Source organism: Vogesella amnigena (assembly GCF_042648905.1).
Taxonomy (GTDB): Bacteria; Pseudomonadota; Gammaproteobacteria; order Burkholderiales; family Chromobacteriaceae; genus Vogesella; species Vogesella amnigena.
The window spans coordinates 1-20,798 of record NZ_JBHRYH010000007.1 but is presented as its reverse complement, the minus strand read 5'-3'; the positions used below and the strand labels follow the sequence as shown (position 1 = coordinate 20,798).

General features: G+C 64.2%; 18 protein-coding genes. 6 read left to right on the top strand and 12 right to left on the bottom strand.

Features of this window, described 5'->3' with window-relative positions:
* The first annotated feature begins 67 nt into the window (after window positions 1–67).
* From ACFOKJ_RS03065 to ACFOKJ_RS03055, 3 genes are all read left to right on the top strand, one after another.
* A complete protein-coding gene (locus ACFOKJ_RS03065; protein ID WP_390276546.1) occupies window positions 68–319 on the top strand; it encodes a hypothetical protein in 252 nt (83 codons plus the stop codon).
* A 272-nt stretch (window positions 320–591) separates the two neighbouring features.
* A complete protein-coding gene (gene rbsK, locus ACFOKJ_RS03060; protein WP_390276544.1) occupies window positions 592–1,476 on the top strand; it encodes a ribokinase in 885 nt (294 codons plus the stop codon).
* A gap of 81 nt (window positions 1,477–1,557) precedes the next feature.
* Window positions 1,558–1,932: a Gfo/Idh/MocA family oxidoreductase gene (locus ACFOKJ_RS03055; protein ID WP_390276543.1), complete on the top strand. Its 375-nt coding sequence runs from the start codon at window positions 1,558–1,560 to the stop codon at window positions 1,930–1,932.
* A 276-nt stretch (window positions 1,933–2,208) separates the two neighbouring features.
* Here ACFOKJ_RS03055 and ACFOKJ_RS03050 read toward each other — a convergent pair whose 3' ends face one another.
* The 3 genes from ACFOKJ_RS03050 to ACFOKJ_RS03040 form a co-directional block, all read right to left on the bottom strand.
* Entirely contained in the window at window positions 2,209–2,820 is a 612-nt protein-coding gene (locus ACFOKJ_RS03050) for a 3'-5' exonuclease (protein ID WP_390276542.1), read from the bottom strand.
* On the bottom strand, window positions 2,817–4,625 hold the full coding sequence (locus ACFOKJ_RS03045; protein ID WP_390276541.1) for a putative nucleotidyltransferase substrate binding domain-containing protein: 1,809 nt from the start codon (window positions 4,623–4,625) through the stop codon (window positions 2,817–2,819). The genes ACFOKJ_RS03050 and ACFOKJ_RS03045 overlap by 4 nt, the downstream gene beginning before the upstream one ends.
* A 79-nt stretch (window positions 4,626–4,704) precedes the next feature.
* A complete protein-coding gene (locus ACFOKJ_RS03040; RefSeq protein ID WP_390276540.1) occupies window positions 4,705–5,556 on the bottom strand; it encodes a class II glutamine amidotransferase in 852 nt (283 codons plus the stop codon).
* 325 nt (window positions 5,557–5,881) lie between these two features.
* Here ACFOKJ_RS03040 and ACFOKJ_RS03035 point away from each other — a divergent pair, with 325 nt between their 5' ends.
* Both ACFOKJ_RS03035 and hslO read left to right on the top strand, forming a co-directional pair.
* Complete coding sequence (locus ACFOKJ_RS03035) at window positions 5,882–6,466, top strand: MFS transporter (RefSeq protein WP_390276539.1); 585 nt, start codon at window positions 5,882–5,884, stop codon at window positions 6,464–6,466.
* Window positions 6,463–7,341: an Hsp33 family molecular chaperone HslO gene (hslO, locus tag ACFOKJ_RS03030; RefSeq protein ID WP_390276538.1), complete on the top strand. Its 879-nt coding sequence runs from the start codon at window positions 6,463–6,465 to the stop codon at window positions 7,339–7,341. Before ACFOKJ_RS03035 ends, hslO begins: the two co-directional genes overlap by 4 nt.
* Window positions 7,342–7,419: 78 nt before the next feature.
* On the opposite strand, the gene eat is transcribed toward hslO, so the two are convergent.
* The 5 genes from eat to ACFOKJ_RS03005 all read right to left on the bottom strand — a co-directional run bounded on the left by eat (window position 7,420) and on the right by ACFOKJ_RS03005 (window position 13,808).
* Window positions 7,420–8,853: an ethanolamine permease gene (eat, locus tag ACFOKJ_RS03025; protein ID WP_390276537.1), complete on the bottom strand. Its 1,434-nt coding sequence runs from the start codon at window positions 8,851–8,853 to the stop codon at window positions 7,420–7,422.
* A 236-nt stretch (window positions 8,854–9,089) separates the two neighbouring features.
* Entirely contained in the window at window positions 9,090–9,794 is a 705-nt protein-coding gene (locus ACFOKJ_RS03020; RefSeq protein ID WP_390276536.1) for a gamma-glutamyl-gamma-aminobutyrate hydrolase family protein, read from the bottom strand.
* Window positions 9,787–10,953, bottom strand: coding sequence for an iron-containing alcohol dehydrogenase (locus tag ACFOKJ_RS03015; protein ID WP_390276535.1), 1,167 nt, complete (start codon window positions 10,951–10,953; stop codon window positions 9,787–9,789). Before ACFOKJ_RS03015 ends, ACFOKJ_RS03020 begins: the two co-directional genes overlap by 8 nt.
* Window positions 10,954–11,053: 100 nt before the next feature.
* Window positions 11,054–12,439 carry an aldehyde dehydrogenase family protein gene (locus ACFOKJ_RS03010; protein WP_390276533.1) on the bottom strand — a complete coding sequence of 462 codons (1,386 nt, stop codon included), beginning with the start codon at window positions 12,437–12,439 and terminating at the stop codon, window positions 11,054–11,056.
* A gap of 1 nt (window position 12,440) precedes the next feature.
* Complete coding sequence (locus ACFOKJ_RS03005; protein WP_390276532.1) at window positions 12,441–13,808, bottom strand: glutamine synthetase family protein; 1,368 nt, start codon at window positions 13,806–13,808, stop codon at window positions 12,441–12,443.
* A 185-nt stretch (window positions 13,809–13,993) separates the two neighbouring features.
* On the opposite strand from ACFOKJ_RS03005, the gene ACFOKJ_RS03000 reads away from it, so the two are divergent.
* Window positions 13,994–14,854 carry a MurR/RpiR family transcriptional regulator gene (locus tag ACFOKJ_RS03000; protein ID WP_390276531.1) on the top strand — a complete coding sequence of 287 codons (861 nt, stop codon included), beginning with the start codon at window positions 13,994–13,996 and terminating at the stop codon, window positions 14,852–14,854.
* 341 nt (window positions 14,855–15,195) lie between these two features.
* Here ACFOKJ_RS03000 and ACFOKJ_RS02995 read toward each other — a convergent pair whose 3' ends face one another.
* The 4 genes from ACFOKJ_RS02995 to ACFOKJ_RS02980 all read right to left on the bottom strand — a co-directional run bounded on the left by ACFOKJ_RS02995 (window position 15,196) and on the right by ACFOKJ_RS02980 (window position 20,785).
* Entirely contained in the window at window positions 15,196–16,059 is an 864-nt protein-coding gene (locus ACFOKJ_RS02995) for an HDOD domain-containing protein (protein WP_390276530.1), read from the bottom strand.
* 60 nt (window positions 16,060–16,119) lie between these two features.
* The gene (locus tag ACFOKJ_RS02990) at window positions 16,120–17,205 is read right to left on the bottom strand and encodes an aminotransferase class I/II-fold pyridoxal phosphate-dependent enzyme (protein ID WP_390276528.1); all 1,086 of its coding nucleotides are present in this window, start codon (window positions 17,203–17,205) and stop codon (window positions 16,120–16,122) included.
* 235 nt (window positions 17,206–17,440) lie between these two features.
* On the bottom strand, window positions 17,441–18,322 hold the full coding sequence (locus tag ACFOKJ_RS02985; RefSeq protein WP_390276527.1) for an alpha/beta fold hydrolase: 882 nt from the start codon (window positions 18,320–18,322) through the stop codon (window positions 17,441–17,443).
* Window positions 18,323–18,451: 129 nt separating this feature from the next.
* A complete protein-coding gene (locus ACFOKJ_RS02980; RefSeq protein ID WP_449369327.1) occupies window positions 18,452–20,785 on the bottom strand; it encodes a cadherin-like domain-containing protein in 2,334 nt (777 codons plus the stop codon).
* Window positions 20,786–20,798 lie beyond the last annotated feature (13 nt).

The following is a 20,798-nucleotide window of genomic DNA, read 5'->3' as shown; positions in this document are numbered from 1 at the left end:
CAAGCGCCGGCAAGCCCTGGATGAGCCCCAGGCCGGCAGGACTGGCCGCAAGACGGAGGGAAGCACCATGAACATCCTGCAGTTGCTGAACCAGTCCGATTACATCCAGATCAACAACCAGCTGATCAAGCCGGAATACATGTATGCCTCCGTGGATTTTGCCGACGATGACGATGTGGCGGTGGAGGCGCAGCTGGATGGCGCCGAACTGGTGCTGACCGTGGCCGATCTGGAAGAGGCCACGCCGTTGGCGGATGGCGCCTACTGGCTGGAAAGCGTGGGCTACCTGCGTTTTCTCAGTCGGCAGGCATTGCACTGAGTTATTGGCTGATCGCCCGACAAGGCCGCCGCAAGGCGGCCTTGTCGGATGCAGGCAAAGCCCTTTCGTGTAGCGAAAGGGCTTTGTTTTATAAACAGGAAGGCAGCAGATTCAAACGCTTGGTTGGAGCGGCCCGGCTTTGCCGGGTCCGGCGATGCATTAATGGGTAGTTTGTCAGCAGCCTGGGCAGCTCCGGCTTGAGCAAGGCCGGTGGCGCGGCGGATAATCGCCGCCCGTCTGCTGAGGGCGGGCCTTGAATGGGACGGGAAACAATGAGCAAAGTCGTGGTGGTTGGCAGCATCAATATGGACCTGGTGGCGGTGGCGCCGCGTTTTCCCGCGCCGGGTGAGACCATCAGCGGTGAACGTTTTGTCACCGTGCCGGGCGGCAAGGGCGCGAACCAGGCCGTGGCGGCCAGCCGGCTGGGCGCCAGCGTCAGCATGGTGGGCAAGGTTGGCCGCGATGGCTTTGGCGACCAGCTGCTGGCGGTGCTGCAGCACGAGGGTGTGGACACCCGCCACGTTGGCCGCGCCGATGGCGCCAGCGGGGTGGCGCTGATCACCGTCAGTGGCGGTGAAAACAGCATCGTGGTGGTACCGGGTGCCAACCATGCGCTGCTGCCTGCCGATATCGCCGCCGCCGAGGCGGAGCTGGCCAGCGCCGATGTGATCCTGACCCAGCTGGAGATTCCGCTTGCCACCGTGGCGGCGTTGCTGGACATTGCCGCGCGCCACCGCGTGCCGGTGATCCTCAACCCGGCACCGGCACAGCCCTTGCCGGCGGAATTGCTGGCGCAATGTGCGCTGATCACCCCCAACGAGCATGAGCTGGCGACCGTGCTGGGGCGGCCGGGCGAAGGTATGGACAGCTTGCTGCCACTATTGCCGGGCAAGGTGGTGATGACCCATGGCAAGAATGGCGCCTGGCATGTGCGTGCCGATGGCAGCCTGTACCACCAGCCGGGGTTTGCCGTGCAGGCGGTGGATAGCACCGGCGCTGGCGATACCTTCAATGGCGCGCTGGCGGCGTTTCTGCCGCAGGGACTGGAAGTGGCCATGCGCCATGCCGCCGCTGCCGGCGCGCTGGCGGTAACCCGGCTGGGCGCGCAGGCCGGCATGCCGCAGCGCAGCGAACTGCAGGCCTTCATGGCCAGTTGATCTGGCGCAAGTTGGTGCCGTAGCCATGTCGATAGAATGCCGGCTTCCCATGCGCTAGGCATGCATATGAGTGGGGTCGAGATGGAAAAGATTCGCGTAGCAATGGTAGGGGCGGGCGAAACCGGCACCCCGCTGCTGAAACAATTACTGGCTGCCGAGTTCGTGGAGCTGGTGGGGGTGGCCGAGCTGAACCTGGCGCTGCCCAGCGTGACGCTGGCGCGTGAATACGGCGTGCCGGTTACCGACAACTTCATCGAGCTGGCGGAGCAGGGCGAGCGGGTGGACATCATCATCGACCTCACCGGCTCGCGCAAAGTGCGTGAGGACCTGCGCCGCTTCATGCAGTTTGCCGGCAATACCCATACCGTGATCATGCACGAGCGCATCGCGCTGCTGATGATGTCGCTGTCGGTCGGCAAGCTGGTGGAGACCCGCCACGAGTCGCTTAGCTACTGAGTCACATACGGCAGCCGGTTCGCGACTGGCCGGCCCGCTTTCTACAGGAGGATGCCCATCCTCCTTTCAGGCTGCTGACAAACTACCCACTTATGCGCCACCGGACCCGGCAAAGCCGGGCCGATCCAGCTAAGTAATTGAATCGGCAGCCTTCCTGTTTGCAAAACAAAGTTCTTTTGCGGGGCAAAAGAACTTTGTCAACACTCGCCAAGGAGGATGTCTATCCTCCTTTTTTATGCCTGTACCGATGGCATGTCTTGCGGCCAACCCTGCCAGCTAGCCGAAGCCACGCTTCTTCAGTGCCAGGTACATCATGCCGGCAGTAATGGCGTCGTTCAGTGCATCGTGGCGCGGTAGTGCCGGCACGCCCAGTTCGTCCACCAGCGTGGCCAGCCGCAGGTCGATATGGCTATCCGGCTGCTGGCGGATCTTGTAGTCGTAGAAACGGCCGGATACCTCGATCTGGCGGTTGGGCAGGCCGATGCCGGTGATGTCGCGCACGTATTTGTTCAGCACCGCCACGTCGTATTCCAGGTAGTAGCCCACCAGTGGCCGACCGCCGATAAAGGCCAGCAGCTGCGATACCGCCTCGCGCGGCGACAGCCCGTCGGACACGTCGCGCGGGCGCAGGCCGTGAATCTTCACACTGCCAGCCTCCGGGCGGCGTTCCGGCTTTACCAGCAGGTAGAACGATTCACTGCTGAGAATACGTTGGCCGCGTATCTTCACCGCGCCGATGGATAGCAGTTCGGCCTCTTTCACGTTCAGGCTGGTGGTTTCGCAGTCCACGCTCACCACTTCGCTGTCGTCCGTGTCCAGCAGGTAGGCAAAGGCCGGATCTTTCAGCCGCCAGCGCGCCAGCTGGCGTTTCATCGCGGCGGGAATCATGCGATGGCTCCCAGGCGGAAGTGGTGGCGCAGGTAGCCCTTGAAGCGCTTCACCAGTGCCAGCGCGTCTTTCAGCAGGTCGCGCTCCAGCGTGGACAGGCGCTCCGGGCGTATCAGGTTGCTGGCGTTGCGGCCATCTGCCAGCTCGGCCAGGCCGTGGCTCAGGCGCAGGCCGAGCAGAAAGGACAGCGCCTCGCCCACGTCGTTTGCCAGCTCGCGCTCCAGCAGGCCACGGTCGGCCAGCTGCTGCAGGCGATCGAAGGTATTGCAGGCGCTGACGCCATGGCGCAGCGACAGCGCGCGGATGCCATGCACGATGGGGAAGATGCCGCCCTTCTTGATGTCCAGCGTGGCGGCGCCATCCTTTTCCTTGGTCAGCAGTTGGGCGAAGAAACCCAGCGGGGTATCGAACTGTTCGATGGCGCGGGCAAAACGGGCGTAGAAACTTTCATCGTCGGACAACAGGCCGGCCAGGTAATGCCGGCATTGCTGCAGCAGAGCGTGGTCGCCGGCTACCGCTTCGGCATCCACGAAGATCGCCAGGTTCATCAGCGCATCGCCATCCGGTGTCATCACCCAGTGGTATAGCTGGTCGCGCATGGCCTGCTCATGTCGGCACCACTGCGGGTTGCGCACCATGATGCCGCCGGGGCAGGGCGGGTAGCCAAAGCGCGCCAGCGTGTCGCTGAAGGTGTCGCAGGCGCCGCGTATCGCCGGGTGGTCAAAACCGTCGCGGATCAGCAGCGCGTTGTCCTGGTCGGTTTTCAGTATCTGCTCGCCGCGGCCTTCCGAGCCCATCACCAGCAGGCAGCTGTTGGCCACCAGCTCCGGCGGGGCGATCAGCTGCCAGGCGCGCTCGAACAGCCGCGCGTTCAGCGCCTGCACCAGCCGCCCCAGCTGTGGCGCCTTCACGCCATGGCTGGAGAGGATGCTTACCAGCCGGGTGATCTGCTCGGCGATATCCGCCAGCTCGTCCAGCGTGTCGGCGCGATCCAGCCGCTGCGCGATCAGGTGCGAGTGGTTGGAGAAATAGGACAGGATGTCCACCTGCGCCAGGATGCCGGCCGGTTTGCCGTATTCCATCACCACCAGGCGGCGGATGTTGCGCTGGGTCATGGTGAGCAGGGCATTGAACAGGAAATCGTCGATATCGACGGTGATCAGGTCGAAGTGGCACACCTGGTGCAGCGCGGTGCTGGAAGGGGTGTCGCTGAGAATGATGTCGCGAAAATCGGTGGTGGTGAACATGCCCAGCCGCTCGCCGTGCTGCACCAGGATGGATTTGCTCTTGCGCTGCTTCATCAGCCGTGCGGCATCCAGAATGCTGTCGCTGCCGGCGGCGAATACCGGCAACCGCGAACAGGCATCGCGCACGGTGGCGGTGAGCAGGGTTTGCAGTTCGCGGTTGCCGGATTCGCGTGCCATGGCACCGAATTTCTGCGAGATGCTGGCGAAGAAATAGGCGCCAAAGCCCGGGTTGCTCTCGGTCAGCGCCAGCACGGTGGCACGCGGCAGCGAGAACACCAGTGCCTCCTCGTGCACCACGAAGCGGGTGCTGGTGTGGCCGGCCACCATGGAGCGGGCGTCGAAAGTATCGCGCTGCTTGTAGACGGCAATCACTTCGTCGTCCGCCATCTCGCGCACCACGCCCTTGATCACCACGTACAGCGCATTCACCGGCTGCGCGGGGGCAAGGATCAGCTCCTCGTTGTCGAAGAACACGATGTCGGCGGCGTTTTCCAGCGTCTGCCGCTCGGCATTGCTCAGGTGGGTGAACGGGGGATGGGAAAAATCGAAACGGGTCATGCTGGCACTCCGTACGGATCACGCTGCCAGCATATACGCTTGCGTGGGCCTGCCGCCACGTTGGCCGCGGCGGCAAGGCTCAGCTTTGCGCTGGATCAGCTTTTGCTGCGGCATCCGTGTCGCAGCCGCCGGTGTCCACGCGGCGGGTGGGCGGTGTGCTGACGCTATGCAGCAGCGGCAGGCCGTCCTGGAACAGGATCAGCTCGCCATCACGCAGCGGCGTCCAGTACTCGTTGTCGGTCAGCGGCACGGTGGCGATCACCGCTACCCGGTCCAGCGGCGTGGTAACGGTGGAAAAATCCACCGTCACGTCGTCGTCCACCAGGTGGGCGGTGGGGAACGGCGCCTGGCGCACGATGTAGTGCAGGCGGGTGGAACAGTGCACGAACAGCCAGTCGCCATTGGACAGCATGAAGTTGCATACCCCATGGCCGCGCAACTCGGCAGCCAGTGTCTCGATGGCGGCGAACAGCTCCTCCAGCGTTGGCGGCTGGCACCAGCGCTGACGCAGGGTTTCCAGCAGATGGCAGAAGGCACGCTCCGAATCGGTGCTGCCCACCGGCTGGTAGTAGCAGCCGGTGTCGGGGTGGAACTCCACCAGGTTGCCGTTGTGGGCGAAGATCCAGTACTGGCCCCAGATTTCGCGCTGGAACGGGTGGCAGTTGGCCAGGTTCACCTCGCCCTGGGTGGCCTTGCGGATATGGGCGATGACGTTTTCCGACTTGATCGGGTACTGCCGCACCAGGCTGGCTACCGGCGAATCGGCCGCCGGCTTGTCATCCAGGAACAGCCGCACGCCGCGTCCTTCGAAAAAGGCGATGCCCCAGCCGTCGCCATGATGGTCGGTCAGACCGCCACGGCGGTGAAAGCCCTCGAAAGAGAACAGGATGTCGGTGGGCGTATTGCAGTTCATGCCCAGCAGCTGGCACATGGGGGAATCCGTGATTGATGCAGGTCTGGTCATTTTTTCACGAACAGCCGCCGCGGCCAAGGTTGGCCGCATGGCTTGGGCGGGCGATAATGACTGTCTTTGCAGGGTAGCCTCGCAAAAACCGGATTGCCAATCAGACGAAGTCGCGGCGAGACAAGGCGCGAACGAAAAATCCCGACGCCGCATATATTTTGATAGGTAAGGAGGGATTTTTTGTGAGCAGTGCAGTATCGCGACGCAAGCTGGATGTTTTCGAGGTTCCCCGTACTTGCAGTTTTGGGGGCCGCCCCTATCTATGGCGTTTGCCGCGTAACCGGAGCCAGTCATGACCACCATTGTCGTAGTCTGCAAGGACGGTCAGGTCGCCATTGCGGCCGATACCCAGACCACGTTCAGTGACGAACACAAGCTGCTGGCCGGCTATGACGTGTTCCACGACAAGATCTTCCGCATCGGCGACAGCTACCTGGCAATTGCCGGCTCCGCCGCGCACGACCTGGTGCTGAAGTCGGCGCTGAAAGGGCTGAAGTCGCGCGATCTGGGGAGCCGCGCCGGGCTGTTCGAGACCTTTCGCAAGATCCACCCCAAGCTGAAGGATCATTTCTTCCTGCGGCCGGAGGAGGACGAGGAAGACCCGTACGAATCCAGCCAGATGATGGTGCTGGTGGCCAACGCCAACGGCATCTTCGGCGTGTTTCCGATGCGCGAGGTGTACCAGTTCGCGCGCTACTGGGCGATAGGCTCCGGCCGCAAGTTCGCCATGGGCGCCATGCAGGTGCTGTACGACAGCCCGCTCTCCGCGGCACAGATTGCCGAGCGCGCGGTGCAGGCGGCGTGCGAATTCGACGCCAGTTCCTCGCTGCCGCTGACGCTTTATTCGATATCCAACGACAAGGACAAGCATTCATGAGCCAACACGATAATCTGCAACGCTTCCTGTTCGACGGTGCGCCGGTACGCGGTGTACTGGTGCGCATGGATGGCGCCTGGCAGCAGGTGCTGGCGCGTCACGACTACCCGCCTGCCATTCGCCAGGTGCTGGGCCAGATGCTGGCAGCCTGCGGCCTGCTGGCGGCCAACCTCAAGTTCGATGGCACGCTGATCATGCAGCTGCATGGCAAGGGCGCGCTGCGCCTGGCGGTGGCCGAGTGCACCAATGAGCGCACCGTGCGCGCCACCGCGCGTTTCGATGCCCAGATCCACGATGCGCCGCTGGCCGAGCTGCTGGGCGAAGGCGGCACCTGCGTGCTGACGCTGGAGCCCAAGGACGGCGAGCCGTGGCAGGGCATCGTGGCGCTGGAAGGCGACAGCATCGCCGCCATGCTGCAGCACTATATGGAGCGTTCCGAGCAACTGGACACCCGCCTGACCCTGGCCTGCAATGATGAAACCGCCGCCGGCCTGCTGTTGCAGCGCCTGCCGGACGGCCACGGCGATCCGGATGCCTGGCAGCACCTTACCGTGCTGGCTGCCACCCTGACGCCGGAAGAGCTGCTGACCCTGCCGGCGCACGACATTCTGCACCGCCTGTACCACGAGGAAACCGTGCGCGTGTTCGATCCGGAAGTGGTGAGCTTTGCCTGCAACTGCAGCGAGGATCGCGTGGGCGACATGCTCAAGCTGCTGGGCGGCGAGGAAGTGGCCAACGTGGTGCTGGAGCAGGGCTCCATCGAGGTGGGCTGCGAATACTGCGGCCAACGTTATGTGTTCGATGAAGATGACGTGAACGAGCTGTTCGGCATGGACGTGATCAATGCCGTGCGCGACGAGGCGTCGCGGCACTGAGCGTTATCTCTGAGCAGTCAACCAACAAGGGCCGCTTGCGCGGCCCTTGTTGGTTGTGGCGGGTGGAACAGCTTGCGCTTAGTCCTTGCCCGGCATCAGCGACGGCTTCAGCGGCAGCTCGCCTTCGCTGCCCAGCCCTTCCAGCATGTCATCCTGCGGCGCGGCATCGCGCAGATGCTTGGTTGCCAGGAAGTACACATAGCCGGCCACCATGGCGGCCACGAACAGACCGAATACCAGCTGGTTCAGCCATGCCATGGTCAGCAGTGCCAGCACGGCGATTACCAGCGCGATAGCCGGAAACAGCGGGTAGACCGGGGCGCGGAACGGGCGATCCAGCTTCGGTTCACGGCTGCGCAGCCGGAACAGGCTCAGCATCGACATGATGTACATCACCAGCGCGCCGAACACCGACATGGTGATGATGTTGGCAGTCAGCGTCTGGCCGCCCAGCTTGATCCATTCATCGCTGAAGATGGCGGCAATGCCGATGATGCCGCCCAGGATGATGGCCAGATGCGGGGTCTTGAAGCGCGGGTGTACGCGGGCAAACACTGCCGGCATGTAACCGGCGCGGGACAGCGCGAAGATCTGCCGCGAGTAGCCCATGATGATGCCGTGGAAGCTGGCGATCAGACCGAACAGGCCGATCCAGACCAGCATATGCATCCAGCCGCTGTTTTCGCCGACTACCGCTTTCATCGCCTGCGGCAGCGGGTCGTTGATATTGGCCAGTTGGCGCCAGTCGCCCACGCCGCCGGCAAAGATCATCACACCGATGGCCAGCGCGGTCAGGGTGAGGATGCCGCCAATATAGGCTTTCGGAATGGTGCGACGCGGGTCTTCCGCTTCTTCCGCCGCCATGGCGGCACCTTCGATCGCCAGGAAGAACCAGATGGCAAACGGAATGGCACCCAGAATACCCATCACTGCAACATGATTCAGCTCGCTGCCACCGGCCCAGCCATTGGCGGTGAAGTTGGCCAGCGAGAAGCCGGGGCTGACCACGCCCATGAATACCAGCAGCTCGCCAATGGCCAGCACGGTGACAAACAGCTCGAAGTTGGCCGCCAGCTGCACGCCGAGAATGTTCAGCGTCATGAACACCAGATAGGCGCCTACCGCCGCCACTTTCGGGTCCAGCCCCGGGAACTGCACGCCCAGGTAGGCGCCGATGGCCAGCGCGATGGCCGGTGGTGCGAACACGAACTCGATCAGCGTGGCCGCGCCGGCAATGAAGCCGCCGGTGGGGCCGAAGGCACGGCGCGCATAGGCGAATGGGCCGCCGGCATGCGGAATGGAGGTGGTCAGCTCGGTGTAGCTGAAAATGAAGGTGGTATACATCGTTGCGATCAGCAGCGAGGTCACCAGGAAGCCCAGCGTACCGGCGCTGGCCCAGCCGTAGCTCCAGCCAAAGTACTCCCCGGAGATCACCAGACCAACAGCGATACCCCACAGATGAATGGTTTTGAGGCTGGGTTTCAGCTCTCGCACGACCTTTTGCTTCGCCATGAATTTCTCCTTTGATCCCAATCTTCTTGCATGGTGGCTTGCGCCGTTTTGCCCGTCCGGTCTGTGCCGGTTGCTCTCAGGCCTGATACGGCGGTCGTGGCTGTCCCGACACGGCCGTCGTGAATGAAGCGTTACTGTGCTGCTGCAAAACCCTGGGCAAGCCCGGGGCCACGCCTGTCGGTACCGGAGTACGGTCAGGCGGGGCTACGGGGGCTGACAGGGTTTTGCTGCCGGGTTCAGCCGGTTTTGCTGGCCAATCGCACCAGGTGGTCGAACAGTGCCTGCTGGCGCGCGTCGTCCGCCGCGGTGATCTCCGGGTGCCACTGCACCGCGGTGAGCTGCGGGTTGTCCTGCAGCTCCACCGCTTCGATCACCCCGTCCGGCGCCCAGGCCACCGGCACCAGGCCTTCGCCCAGCTGGTCAATCGCCTGGTGGTGCCAGGAAGCCGACTCGCTGTGCTCGCCCAGCAGGCCGGCCAGGCAGCTGCCGGCGGCCACGCGGATGGCGTGGGGTACCGGCTCGCGCGGCGGGGCGCGGTGCAGGGTGTCCTCGCCCACCACGTCCGGCAGGTGCAGGTGCAGGCTGCCGCCCAGCACGGTGTTCACCAGCTGCAGGCCGCGGCAGATCGCCAGGGTCGGCAGCTTGCTCGCCAGCACGGCGCGGGTGAGTGCCAGCTCGGTGTCATCGCGCGCCGGGTTGAGGTTGTAGATGGTGGGGTGGTCGCCGCCGTCGTAGCGGGCAGGCTCGATGTCGCCACCGCCGATCAGCACCACGCCGTCCAGATGCGAGAGCCAGGCATCCACCATGTCGGCACCGACATGCGGCAGCAGTACCGGTGCGCCGCCGGCGCGTACCACCGCCTGCACGTACAACTCAGGGGTATGGGGCCCGTGGCCGGGGCCGGGCGGGTAGGTGGTCAGGCCGATTACCGGTTTAGCCATGGACATTGCCCTCGCAGGCGGCCAGGAAGATGGCCGCATAGTCATCGGCGGATAGCGGCAGCGGGTTGCCGCCGTCGCTCGGGTCCTGCTTGGCGTCATGGCCGATCATTGCCGCGTGTTCACGGCTGATGCCGATCTCGGCCAGGCTGTGGGCGATGCCCAGCTTGGCGCGCAGCTGCAGGATCCAGTTCAGGAAGCCGTCGAAGCTGGCATCGGCCAGGCCGATGTAGCGGGCGGCGGCCTCGATGCGCTCCTCGATGGCCGGGCGGTTCTTCACCAGCACATAGGGCAGCAGGATGGCGTTGGCCAGGCCGTGGTGGGTGTCGAAGTGCGCGCCGATCGGGTGCGCCAGCGCATGCACCCCGCCCAGGCCCTTCTGGAAGGCGGTGGCGCCCATGATCGATGCGGCCAACATGTGCGAGCGCGCTTCCACGTTATTGCCGTTGTCGCAGGCCGCTTCCAGCCAGTCGTGTACCAGGCGCATGCCTTCCAGCGCCACACCCTGGGCGATGGGGTGGTAGTAGGGCGAGCAGAACGCTTCCAGGTTGTGCACGAAGGCGTCGATGCCGGTGGCGGCGGTGAGGTGGCGCGGCAGGCCGCAGGTCAGCTCCGGGTCGGCCAGCACCAGCTTGGGCAGCATGGACGGGTGGAAGATGATGACCTTGCGGTGGCCATTCTCATCGATGATCAGCGAGGCGCGGCCAACCTCGGAGCCGGTGCCGGCGGTGGTGGGCACCGCGATGGTGGGTGCCACACCGGCCACATTGACGCGGGTCCAGTTGTCGCCCACGTCTTCGAAGTCCCACAGCGGGCGGTTCTGGCCCACCATCAGCGCGATCGCCTTGCCCACATCCAGTGCGCTGCCGCCGCCGACGGCGATCACACCGTCATGGCTGCCACCATGGTAGGCGGCCACGCCGGCATCCACGTCGCGGCCCACCGGGTTGGGGCGCAGGTCGCTGAACACGCTGGCCACCAGGCCGGCGCTGTGCAGGTAGTCCAGCAGACGCGGGATCATCGGCAGTTTGGCCAGGCCCGGGTCGGTCACCAGCAGCGGGCGCTTGATGCCCAGCTCGGCGCACATTGCCGGCAGTTCGCTGGCGCGGCCGGCGCCGAAACGGATGGCGGTGGGGTAGTTCCAGTTGCCTTTCAGTTGCATGGTGCGATCCTTTTTGATTGGCCACGAACCCCACGAAACGTCACGAATCTGTTTGCCATGCTGCAAGCGTTCGTGCTTTCCGTGGGTTTCGTGGCAAAAATTAGTCTTTGAAGTGGAAGGATTTGATGCGGGTGAGCTGGCTGTAGCCCAGCACCGACAGCGACACGCCGCGGCCGGTGTCTTTCACCCCGGTCCAGGCCAGGGTCGGGTCCAGGTAGTCGCAACGGTTCATGAATACGGTGCCGGTTTCCAGCCGCTCGCCCAGGTGCAGCGCGGCGTCGCGGTCGGCGCTCCAGATCGAGGCGGTAAGGCCATAGCGGCTGTCGTTCATCAGCTGCAGTGCCTCTTCGTCACCGCTTACCGGCATGATGCCGATCACCGGGCCGAAGCTTTCCTCGCTCATTACCCGCATGCCGTGATTCACGTTCACCAGCACCTGCGGCGCCAGATAGGCCGTGCCCGGTGCATCGGCGGCGAAGTGGCCGGCCGGAATCAGCGCCTGCGCGCCCTGGGCAATGGCTTCCGCGGTCTGCTGGCGCACGAAGGCGGCGGCGCTGGCGCGTACCATCGGGCCGAGGTTGGTATGGGCATCCAGCGGGTTGCCGAAGCGGTAGCCCTTGGTGAGCTCCACGAAGCCGGCAACGAAATCATCGAAGTGGCGCTGGTGTACGTAGATGCGCTCGATGCCGCAGCAGGATTGACCGGAGTTGAAGAAGGCGCCATCCACCAGGTTTTCGATGGCGGAGGGCAGGTTGGCATCGGCACGCACATAGGCCGGGTCCTTGCCGCCCAGTTCCAGCCCCAGGCCGATGAAGCGCTCGGCGGCGGCGCGCTGCACGGTGCGGCCAGCCTCTACCGAGCCGGTGAAGGCCACGAAGTCGATGCCTTCGCTGGCCACCAGCTGCAGGGTGGCGGCATGGTCCAGATGCAGGATCTGGAACACGCCGGCAGGTAGCCCGGCGGCCTTGAACGCCTCGTCGAACAGCTCGGCCACCAACGGGGTCTGGCTGGAGTGCTTCAGGATCACGGTATTGCCGGCCACCAGTGCCGGCACGATGGTGTTGATGGCGGTAAGGAACGGGTAGTTCCACGGCGCCAGTACCAGCACGGTGCCCAGCGGTTCGCGGCGCAGGAAGCGCTCGAAACCGGCCTTGGGTGTCGGGCGCACGTCGGCGAGGCCCTGCTCGGCCAGCTCGATCATGGTGCGGGCGCGCTCTTCCAGGCCGCGCACTTCGCCCGGTGACTGGCTGATCGGGCGGCCGATCTGGCGGGTAATCGCCTCGGCGATGCGCTCCTTGCGGGCCACCAGTTCGTCCACCGCGCGGCCAACCATCAGCTTGCGCTCGGTGAGGCTGACCTGGCGCCAGCTGCGCCGGGCATGGTTGGCCGCATCCAGCGTGGCGCGCACGGTGGCGGCGTCGTGATAGTCACGTTGCAGCAGCTCGCTGCCATCTACCGGGGAGATAACGGAAAAATGCTTGCTCATGTCAGATGATCTCGAAGTAACGGTTCAATTCCCAATCGGTAACGTGGCGCTGGAACTCGCGCTCTTCCCACTCGCGGGTGGCGGCGAAGTGGTCGACGAAGTCGTCGCCCAGCCAGTCGCGCATCACGACGGACTGCTTCAGTGTCTGTGCGGCTTCCCACAGCGAGCGCGGCAGGCGGCGCTCCGGCGGCGCATCGAGCAGGTAGCCGTTGCCGGTAATCGCCTCGTCCGGCTCAATCTCGTGCTCGATGCCGTGCAGGCCGGCGGCAAGTGCACTGGCCAGCGCCAGGTAAGGGTTGCAGTCGGCGCCGGGCAGCCGGTATTCCACCCGCTGCGACTTGTTGCTGCCGGGGATGGCGCGCAGCGATACGGTGCGGTTGTCGATGCCCCACAGCGCCGAGGTGGGCGCCCAGTAACCGGGCACCAGGCGGCGGAAGCTGTTGATGGTGGGCGCGGCCAGGCTGGTGATCTGTGGCATCAGCGCCTGCAGCCCGCCAATGAAGTGGCGCATGGTGCGACTGATGTTGCCGGGCTGGCTCGGGTCGTAGAAGGCATTGTCGCCGTTGCCATTCTTCAGCGAGACATGGATATGGCCGCCCTGGCCGGAGTATTCCTGGTGCCACTTGGCCATGAAGCTGCAGGTGCGGCCCTGCTTCTGTGCCAGCACCTTGGCAAAGGTCTTGAACAGCGCGGCGTTGTCGGCCGCCAGCAGTGCCTTTTCCACGCCCAGCGCGGCTTCCAGCTGGCCGGGGCCGGTTTCCTCGTGGAAGCCTTCCAGCGGCATGTTCATCGCTTCGCACAGCTGGATCAGGCCGTGATAGAACTCGGTGTTCACCGAGTTGCGCAGCACCGAATAGCCAAAGGCGCCATTGCCCAGCGGCTTGATGTTGCGGTAGTTGCGGGATAGCAGCTCGGTGTTGCTTTCATCGGCTACCAGGAATTCGTACTCGATGCCGGCCATCGGCTCGAAGCCCATGTTGGCCGCACGCTGCAGCACCCGGCGCAGCAGGCCGCGCGGACACAGGCCTTCCAGCCGGCCCACCACCTCGCCCTGCAGCAGGATCATATTGTCTTCCAGCGGCAGCTCGCGGCAGCTTTCCGGAATCACCCGCACCTGGGCATCGGCATAGCCCCGCTGCCAGCCGGTGAGCTTGGTGTTGTCGTACAGCTTGTCGCCCACATCCCAGCCAAACACCACGTCGCAGAAGCCGAAGCCACCATCCAGGGCGGACAGGAACTTGTCGCGCGACATATACTTGCCGGCCATGACACCATCGATATCGTACAGCCCGACCTTGATCTGCTTCAGATCACGCTGCTGAATGAGCGTGCGCAGATCGTCTGCGGTTCTTACCTTGTGCGCTTCCATGTTTTCCTCTCTATTCCCGGCTGTGGGGCGGTTTTCCTACCCTCTGTGCATAGTAGTAGACGTTAGAAAAACATATTGCAAGATGTAAAATGTAATAAAAATTACGTTGCCTGGTGGCGAGGCATCGGCCAAACTGTCGGCAAGGGGCGCCAATACTGGATCCATGCTGGAAAAGGGGAGTGTTGATGGGACAAAACCGCTCTGTTGCAGAATTGCTGCGCTCGGAAATGGACAAGCTCACGCCGACCGAACGCAAGATCGCCCGCGTGCTGCTGGCCAACTACCCGGTAGCCGGGCTGGAAACCATTGCCCAGCTGGCGGCACGGGTGGAAGTGAGCGGCCCCACCGTGTTGCGGCTGGTAAGCAAGCTGGGTTTTGACAGCTATACCGCGTTCCAGGCCGCACTGCGCAGCGAACTGGAAGCAAGGCTGCAGTCGCCGCTGGTGCGGCGCGAGGCCAGCCTGGCAGCGGAAGGCACCAATTTCCTGGCCGATTTCGTGCGCCGCCAGAGCGAGCTGATGCAGCAGACTGCGGCCAACGTCAGCGCGGCGGAGTTCGATGGCGCAGTGGAGCTGCTGGCAGACCCCAAGCGCCGGATATGGCTGCTGGGCGGGCGGCTTACCGAGCCGCTGGCGGCCTACCTCGCGCATCACCTGAAAGTGGTGCGCTCGCAGGTGACACAGCTGCGGGCGCTGCCGGCCAGCTGGGCAGATCACCTGGTGGACATGGACAAGCAGGACGTGCTGGTGGTGTTCGACATCCGCCGCTACTGGCAGGATGCGCAGCGCATGGCGGAGATGGCGGCGCAGCGCAAGGTGCAGGTGGTACTGTTTACCGACCAGTGGCTGTCGCCGGTATCACGCTGCGCCCGTTTTACCCTGGCGGCACACACTGCCGGCCCGGCCGGCTGGGATGCCAATACCCCGCTGCTGATGCTGATCGACGCGCTGATTGCCGCGGTGAACACCCGCCATTGGGGAGATATCCACGACCGCCTGCAGGAGCTGGAGCAGATGCGCGCGGCGTTGGGCGAGGGCGGGGCGTAGCCCGGATAAGCCGCAGGTGCATCCGGGGCATGCGGCCAACGTTGAGGTGCTTTCCCGGAGGCGCTGCGCTTATCCGGGCTACATGCATGATCGACGCGCTGATTGCCGCGGTGAACACCCGCCATTGGGGTGATATCCACGACCGCTTGCAGGAGCTGGAGCAGATGCGCGCGGCGCTGGGCGAGGGCGGGGTGTAGCCCGGATAAGCCACAGGCGCATCCGGGGCATGCGGCCAACGTTGAGGTGCTTTCCCGCAGGAGCGGCGCTTATCCGGGCTACCGTGGGCAGTGCTGGAAAAACAAAACCGGCCAGCGGCCGGTTTGTTGTTGTGGAGCGGTGGTTCAGACGCCCTGGTGGATCTGGTCGTGCATGGCGTCCACCCAATCCTCGAACTCTTCCGTGCTCATGCCCAGGTAGGAGATCAATTCCGGCGCGCGCTCTTTCCAGCCCGGGTCGCCATGGCTGTCGGTGCTGGTACGCCACACATGCTGCGCGGCACGGGCCACGGCCACCATCATCTTGTGCTCGTGATCCAGCAACTGGTTGTCGCGATCGGCGCTGAACAGCTCCGGGCTGTGCTGCAGCAGGATGGCCTGGTTGAAATCTTCCGGCATCAGCCAGGTGCGGCCAACCAGGTAACCCACCACATCGTGGCTGGTGCCGTGGATCTCCTGCTCGATCTTGGATACCTGGTGGTCCTGCGCCGGCCCGATCAGGCGCAGGGTGCGTTCGTAATTGGAGTAGCGCATCAGCATCACAGCGATACCGCAGCTGCGGAACAGCGCGAACGACTGGCACTCCTCGCTGGGGCGTCCCAGGCGGTGGCACAGCGCGGCAGCGGTGGCTGCCTCGTGCATGGTGCGCTCCCAGAATGTCTCGATGGCTGGCGGTTTCTGGCTGGTAAGCGTCAGCCGCAGCAGCAGGCCTTGCACCAGGAACAGCAGGTTGCGCACCCCCAGCAGGCTCACCGCCTGGTGGATGGAAGTCAGCGAGCGCGAGGCGCCGAAAAACGGACTATTGGCCGCCTTGAGCACGGCGGACGACAGGCCGATGTCGGTGGCGATGACATCGGCCACATCCAGCAGGCTCATGTCCGGATTGTTACGCAGCGCCATCAGCTGATTCATGATGGCCGGGCGCGGCGGAATCACCAGGTTGCGCACCAGTTCAGACGTGGTGTCGGCGTCAAATAGCGGGACTTTCATGACCGGGCGCGGCTTTCAACGATATATTTATCGAGATTCTAACAGCGCGCGGTCACCTTTTCATGCCCCGGACAGGGCATCCAGCACGACATTCTGCAGGGCATCCGGGTGTGCGGTGACCCGCAGCACATGCTGCATGGATGGGTGCGGCGGACGGTGCACGGCAACCCCTTGTGCCAGCAGGGTTTTCTGTCGCGCCAGTGCACTGTCGGCATCCGGGTAGACGATGGCGACAAAATTGGTGTGTGACGGCAATAACTGTAGCCCGCGCTGCAACAGTGCTGCTGCCAGGGCTTCGCGCAGCTGCAGCGTGGTGTCGATCAGCTGCTGGCTGCAGTGTGGCGCGTCCAGCGCGGCGACTGCCGCGGCCTGCGCCACGCTGGATACCGCGAACTGGGTGCGGATCTGGTCGACCTTGCTGGTCCACTCCTCCGGCGCAATGGTGTAGCCCACGCGCAGCCCGGCCAGGCCATGCGCCTTGGACAGCGTGCGCAGGCGGGCGGTATTCGGCAGCACGCCCTGGCGTTCGCCCTCAGCGCAGAAGTCGATATAGGCCTCGTCCAGCAGCAGCAGGCAATCGGCCGGCAGCTGGCTTTGCAGCGTGCGTACGGCGTCGGTGTGCTGGAAGGTGCCGGTGGGGTTGTCCGGGTTGGCCAGGTACAGCAGTGCGGCGTCGTGCTCGCGCGCGGCACGGGCCAGTGCCGGCAGGTCGTTGTGCAGCACGCCCTCGGTTTCGGCGTATGGCACCTCCACGATGCGCGCGCCCACGCCTTCGGCAAAGTAGCGGAAGGTAGGGTAGGTGCCGGCGGTGCACACCACCACGTCGCCGGGGCTGACACGGGCGCGCAGGAACAGCGCGATCAGGCTGTCGGCACCGGCATCCACCACCACGTTGGCCGCAGTCACGCCATTGAGGGCGGCGGCACGCTGCCGCACGGCGCCGGCATACGGGTCCGGGTACAGCCGCGCCAGTTCGTACAGCGTCTCGCCCCACAGCTGGCTGACGGTATGTTCGGCCAGCGGCAGGCTTTCGTTGGAGCCGATGCGGCTGACGATGTTGCGGCCGATCAGCGCTTCCAGCCGTGGCAGGCCGGGAAACGGGTTGGTGATGGTGACATCCTGCAGGTGGCGGGCAAAGCGGGTCATGGGGCAGTCCGTAAGCTGAAGGCGGCGTGGCGCCGGGTTGGTCTTGTGGCGGAAAACTTTACGCCATGGTGGTGCCGCCAGTTATGACAATTGTTCATATGCAAATATTCACCATCTCGTGAACCGGGGTGGCACCAGGCGTACACCGCGGGTGCCGGGTCGGCATGTCGGCCAAGTGCTTCTCTGCTCGCACTTGGCGCCGTAGCGTTAACGCGCGGCAGATGGTGAGCTGATGCTAGGCAAAGAAGCGCTGCAGCTGTGCGGCCAACGCTTCCGGCTGTTCCCACTGCAGCATGTGCCCGGCCTGTTCGATGCGGACTTCCTGCAGCTGGGCAAAGCAGGTGCGGCGCTCGTCCAGCGTGGTGGCGATGCCGCGCGCCAGCGGGGTCTCCAGCGCTTCGGCCGCTACCACCCATAGCACCGGGGCGGTGATGCGCCGCCAGCAGGCCATGGCTTCCTCCAGCCGGTACAGCACCGGGTTCACCATCTTGTGGCGCGGGTCGGCACGGTAGCGCAGCGCACCATCCTGCATGCGGGTCAGCGCGGTGGCCATGTAGCGGGCGCGGTCCGGTGGCAGATGGGCGTTACGGCCCTGCAGCTTGTGCGCCAGCTCATCCACGCCTTGCAGCGGGGCAAACGCCGGCGGCTGGCGTTTCTCCTTCAGCCAGTTGCCGTAGCGCCCCGGCGCCTCGGCCGAGCGGGAGGGCGCCAGGCCGAAACCTTCCAGCAGTGCCAGTTTTGCGACCCGCTCCGGGCGGATGCCGGCATATAGCCCGGCCACCATCGAGCCCATGCTGTGGCCGGCAAGGTTGGCCGCAGCATGCGGACTGTAGTGTTGCAGCAGCGCGTCCAGGTCGGCCAGGTAGTCTGGCGAGTAGTAGCTGCCGCTGTTCCAGGCACTGTCGCCAAAGCCGCGCCAGTCCGGCGCGATGATCTGCCAGCTATCGTCCAGCGCATCCACGGTGAACTGGAAACTGGCGGCGCAATCCATCCAGCCGTGCAGCAGGAACAGCATCGGCGCAGCCGGGTCTCCCCAGCACAGCACGTGGTAATCATGGCCATTGAAGGTATGCCGTTCGCTGCGCGGCTGGCGGCGGGCTTGGTACAGGTAGGTCATCGGGCAGGCAATGCTGGCAACTGGATGGCAGCAGTGTACGCAAGGCTGGCCGCAGCGCCCAGCCGGCCTGGCACAGCGCCCTTGCTTTTGTGCAAGGGCGCTGGCTGCTATCGGCGGGGGCGGGTAGGGTCAGCTGTCGGTGAGCAGCTTGTTGCTGGCGAGCAGGTTGGTAATGATGGCGCTATCGTTGCTGCCAAAGGCAGTGATGTCGACATTCTGCAAAATGATTTGGTGATCCACGCTGCCGATACCATTGGCCCGGATATTGACTGTCGTCTGGTTGCTGAGTGCGTCGTAGCCAAAGTCCAGATAGGCATCCAGGCTGGCCGCAGTAGCATGCTCGCCGGACAGCAGGTCGCGAAGGTCAAGCCGGTCGCTGTTTGCGGTGGTATCGAAATCGGTGATTGTATCCGTAGCGCTCGGCCCCGTTTGGAAAACGAAGGTATCTGCGCCCGAGCCGCCCGTCAGAGTGTCGGCCCCATTGCCGCCGTTCAGTGTGTCGTTACCGCCAAGGCCATTCAGCGTGTCGTTGCCATCCCCGCCGCGCAATTCGTCGGCACTTGCCGAGCCTGTCAGGGTGTCGGCAAAGGCGGTACCTATCACCCCTTCAAAGCCGGAATAGGTATCCGTGCCGAGATTGGCACTGCCGGTGTTGAACACGGTGTTGCTGCCGTTGTTGACCAGGGTAAAATTGATGCTGCCAGCGCCATCGGAGAAGTCGATCAGGTCGAAGCCACCGGCAAGGTTGCCGGCACCGTTCAGGGTATCGTTTCCGCCTCCGCCACGGATGATGTCGTTGCCGCTGCTGCCTGTAATCGTGTCGCCCAAACTGGTGCCGATGACGCCTTCGATATTGCGGTAGCTATCGTTGTTGCCCAGCCCTGCGGTGCCGTTAGCCAGCGTGGTATTGGAACTGCTTTGTACCAGCGTGAAAGCTGTTAACGCCGTCGTGCCATCCGAAAAATCGAGCAGATCCTCGCTGCCGGCCCCGCCATCCATCGAGTCGTTATTGCCGGCCCCGCCCCGCAGGATATCGTTACCCAATCCGCCGCTAAGGGTGTCGCTATTGTCGCCGCCTATCAGCAGATCATTGCCCGCGTTGCCGGTAAGTACGTCACTGCCGCTGCCGCCAAGCAGGCTGGAGAGGGCGGCACCGTCCGTAATGTTGTCCGCCCCTCCCTTCGAATCAATATACGACGCCTGATAGTTGCTGATGCTGGAGAGGTTCAGGGTGTCGGCATTGTTGCTATCGGTTGCAATGATGTTAACGGTGATCTGGCCATTGGCAACGGAGGTACCTCCGGCGCCATCCTGCAGTACATAGCCCAGGATAAGCACTGTCGGGCTGGCCAGGATACCGCCGTTGGTGCCGGTAGTGAACGTAAAGGTGCCGTTGGCGTTTACCGAGACGCCGCCCACGATACTGTTAAGCGGCGCGTTCTCTACGTTGATGCTGGCAATGCTCAAGGCCATGCCGTCGACATCGATATCATTGGCCAGCAGGGCATTGATCGACAAAGTAACAGTTGTGCTGTTGGACACATAAAGTACATCACTGGCTGCCACAGGGTTGTCATTGACCGGTGTGATATCCAGCGTGGCGCTGCCGGCGGTGCTCAGACTGCCGTCGCTGACGGTGTAGCTGAAGCTGACCGAGCTGTCGTCGTTCAGTGCCGGGGTGTAGCTCCAGGTACCATCGCCGTTGTCGATCAGGCTGCCATTGCTACTGGCGATGCTCAGGTTGCTGGCGGTCAGGCTGCTACTGTCCACGTCGGCTGCATTAGCCAGTAGTTCGGCCTGGGTGATCAGGCGGGCGCCGCTGTCTTCTGCCATGGCGGCTAGGGTAACCGGGCTGGTGGTAGGGGCGTCGTTGATCGGGGTGATATCCAGCGTGGCGCTGCCGGCGGCGCTCAGGCTGCCGTCGCTGACGGTGTAGCTGAAGCTGACCTGGGTATCGTCGTTCAGTGCCGGGGTATAGCTCCAGGTGCCGTTGCCGTTGTTGACCAGGTTGCCACTACCGCTGGCGATGGCCAGGTTGCTGGCCGTGAGGCTGGGGCCATCCACGTCGGCGGCATTGCCCAGCAGCTGGGCCTGGGTGATCAGGCGGGTGCCGCTGTCTTCTGCCATGGCGGTCAGGGTAACCGGGCTGGTGGTCNTCAGCCAGCCGGGCAGCGGGCTGCCATCGTCCAGCGTGGCGGAGAAGGTCAGCACATCGCCGTGGATGCTGTCGTCGTCGGCGAAGTGGGCTGCCACGTTGTAGCTGAAGGCGCTGTCCTCATCGACACTGGTATCGGCAATGGCACTGTCGAGCACCGGCGCATCGTTCACGTTGTGGATGGTGAGGGCGAAGGTATCGCTGACCGACGCCTCGCCGTCGCTGGCGGTGACCTGGATGTTGAGCACACCGACATCGGCATTGCCCGGCGTGCCGGAGAAGGCACCGGTCGCGCTGTCAAAACTCAGCCAGCCGGGCAGC

Bases quoted from the DNA above. Each gene is read 5' to 3' on its own strand.
- ACFOKJ_RS03065 (WP_390276546.1), top strand. From the start codon at position 68: ATGAACATCCTGCAGTTGCTGAACCAGTCCGATTACATCCAGATCAAC.
- rbsK (WP_390276544.1), top strand. From the start codon at position 592: ATGAGCAAAGTCGTGGTGGTTGGCAGCATCAATATGGACCTGGTGGCG.
- ACFOKJ_RS03055 (WP_390276543.1), top strand. From the start codon at position 1,558: ATGGAAAAGATTCGCGTAGCAATGGTAGGGGCGGGCGAAACCGGCACC.
- ACFOKJ_RS03050 (WP_390276542.1), bottom strand. From the start codon at position 2,820: ATGATTCCCGCCGCGATGAAACGCCAGCTGGCGCGCTGGCGGCTGAAA.
- ACFOKJ_RS03045 (WP_390276541.1), bottom strand. From the start codon at position 4,625: ATGACCCGTTTCGATTTTTCCCATCCCCCGTTCACCCACCTGAGCAAT.
- ACFOKJ_RS03040 (WP_390276540.1), bottom strand. From the start codon at position 5,556: ATGTGCCAGCTGCTGGGCATGAACTGCAATACGCCCACCGACATCCTG.
- ACFOKJ_RS03035 (WP_390276539.1), top strand. From the start codon at position 5,882: ATGACCACCATTGTCGTAGTCTGCAAGGACGGTCAGGTCGCCATTGCG.
- hslO (WP_390276538.1), top strand. From the start codon at position 6,463: ATGAGCCAACACGATAATCTGCAACGCTTCCTGTTCGACGGTGCGCCG.
- eat (WP_390276537.1), bottom strand. From the start codon at position 8,853: ATGGCGAAGCAAAAGGTCGTGCGAGAGCTGAAACCCAGCCTCAAAACC.
- ACFOKJ_RS03020 (WP_390276536.1), bottom strand. From the start codon at position 9,794: ATGGCTAAACCGGTAATCGGCCTGACCACCTACCCGCCCGGCCCCGGC.
- ACFOKJ_RS03015 (WP_390276535.1), bottom strand. From the start codon at position 10,953: ATGCAACTGAAAGGCAACTGGAACTACCCCACCGCCATCCGTTTCGGC.
- ACFOKJ_RS03010 (WP_390276533.1), bottom strand. From the start codon at position 12,439: ATGAGCAAGCATTTTTCCGTTATCTCCCCGGTAGATGGCAGCGAGCTG.
- ACFOKJ_RS03005 (WP_390276532.1), bottom strand. From the start codon at position 13,808: ATGGAAGCGCACAAGGTAAGAACCGCAGACGATCTGCGCACGCTCATT.
- ACFOKJ_RS03000 (WP_390276531.1), top strand. From the start codon at position 13,994: ATGGGACAAAACCGCTCTGTTGCAGAATTGCTGCGCTCGGAAATGGAC.
- ACFOKJ_RS02995 (WP_390276530.1), bottom strand. From the start codon at position 16,059: ATGAAAGTCCCGCTATTTGACGCCGACACCACGTCTGAACTGGTGCGC.
- ACFOKJ_RS02990 (WP_390276528.1), bottom strand. From the start codon at position 17,205: ATGACCCGCTTTGCCCGCCACCTGCAGGATGTCACCATCACCAACCCG.
- ACFOKJ_RS02985 (WP_390276527.1), bottom strand. From the start codon at position 18,322: ATGACCTACCTGTACCAAGCCCGCCGCCAGCCGCGCAGCGAACGGCAT.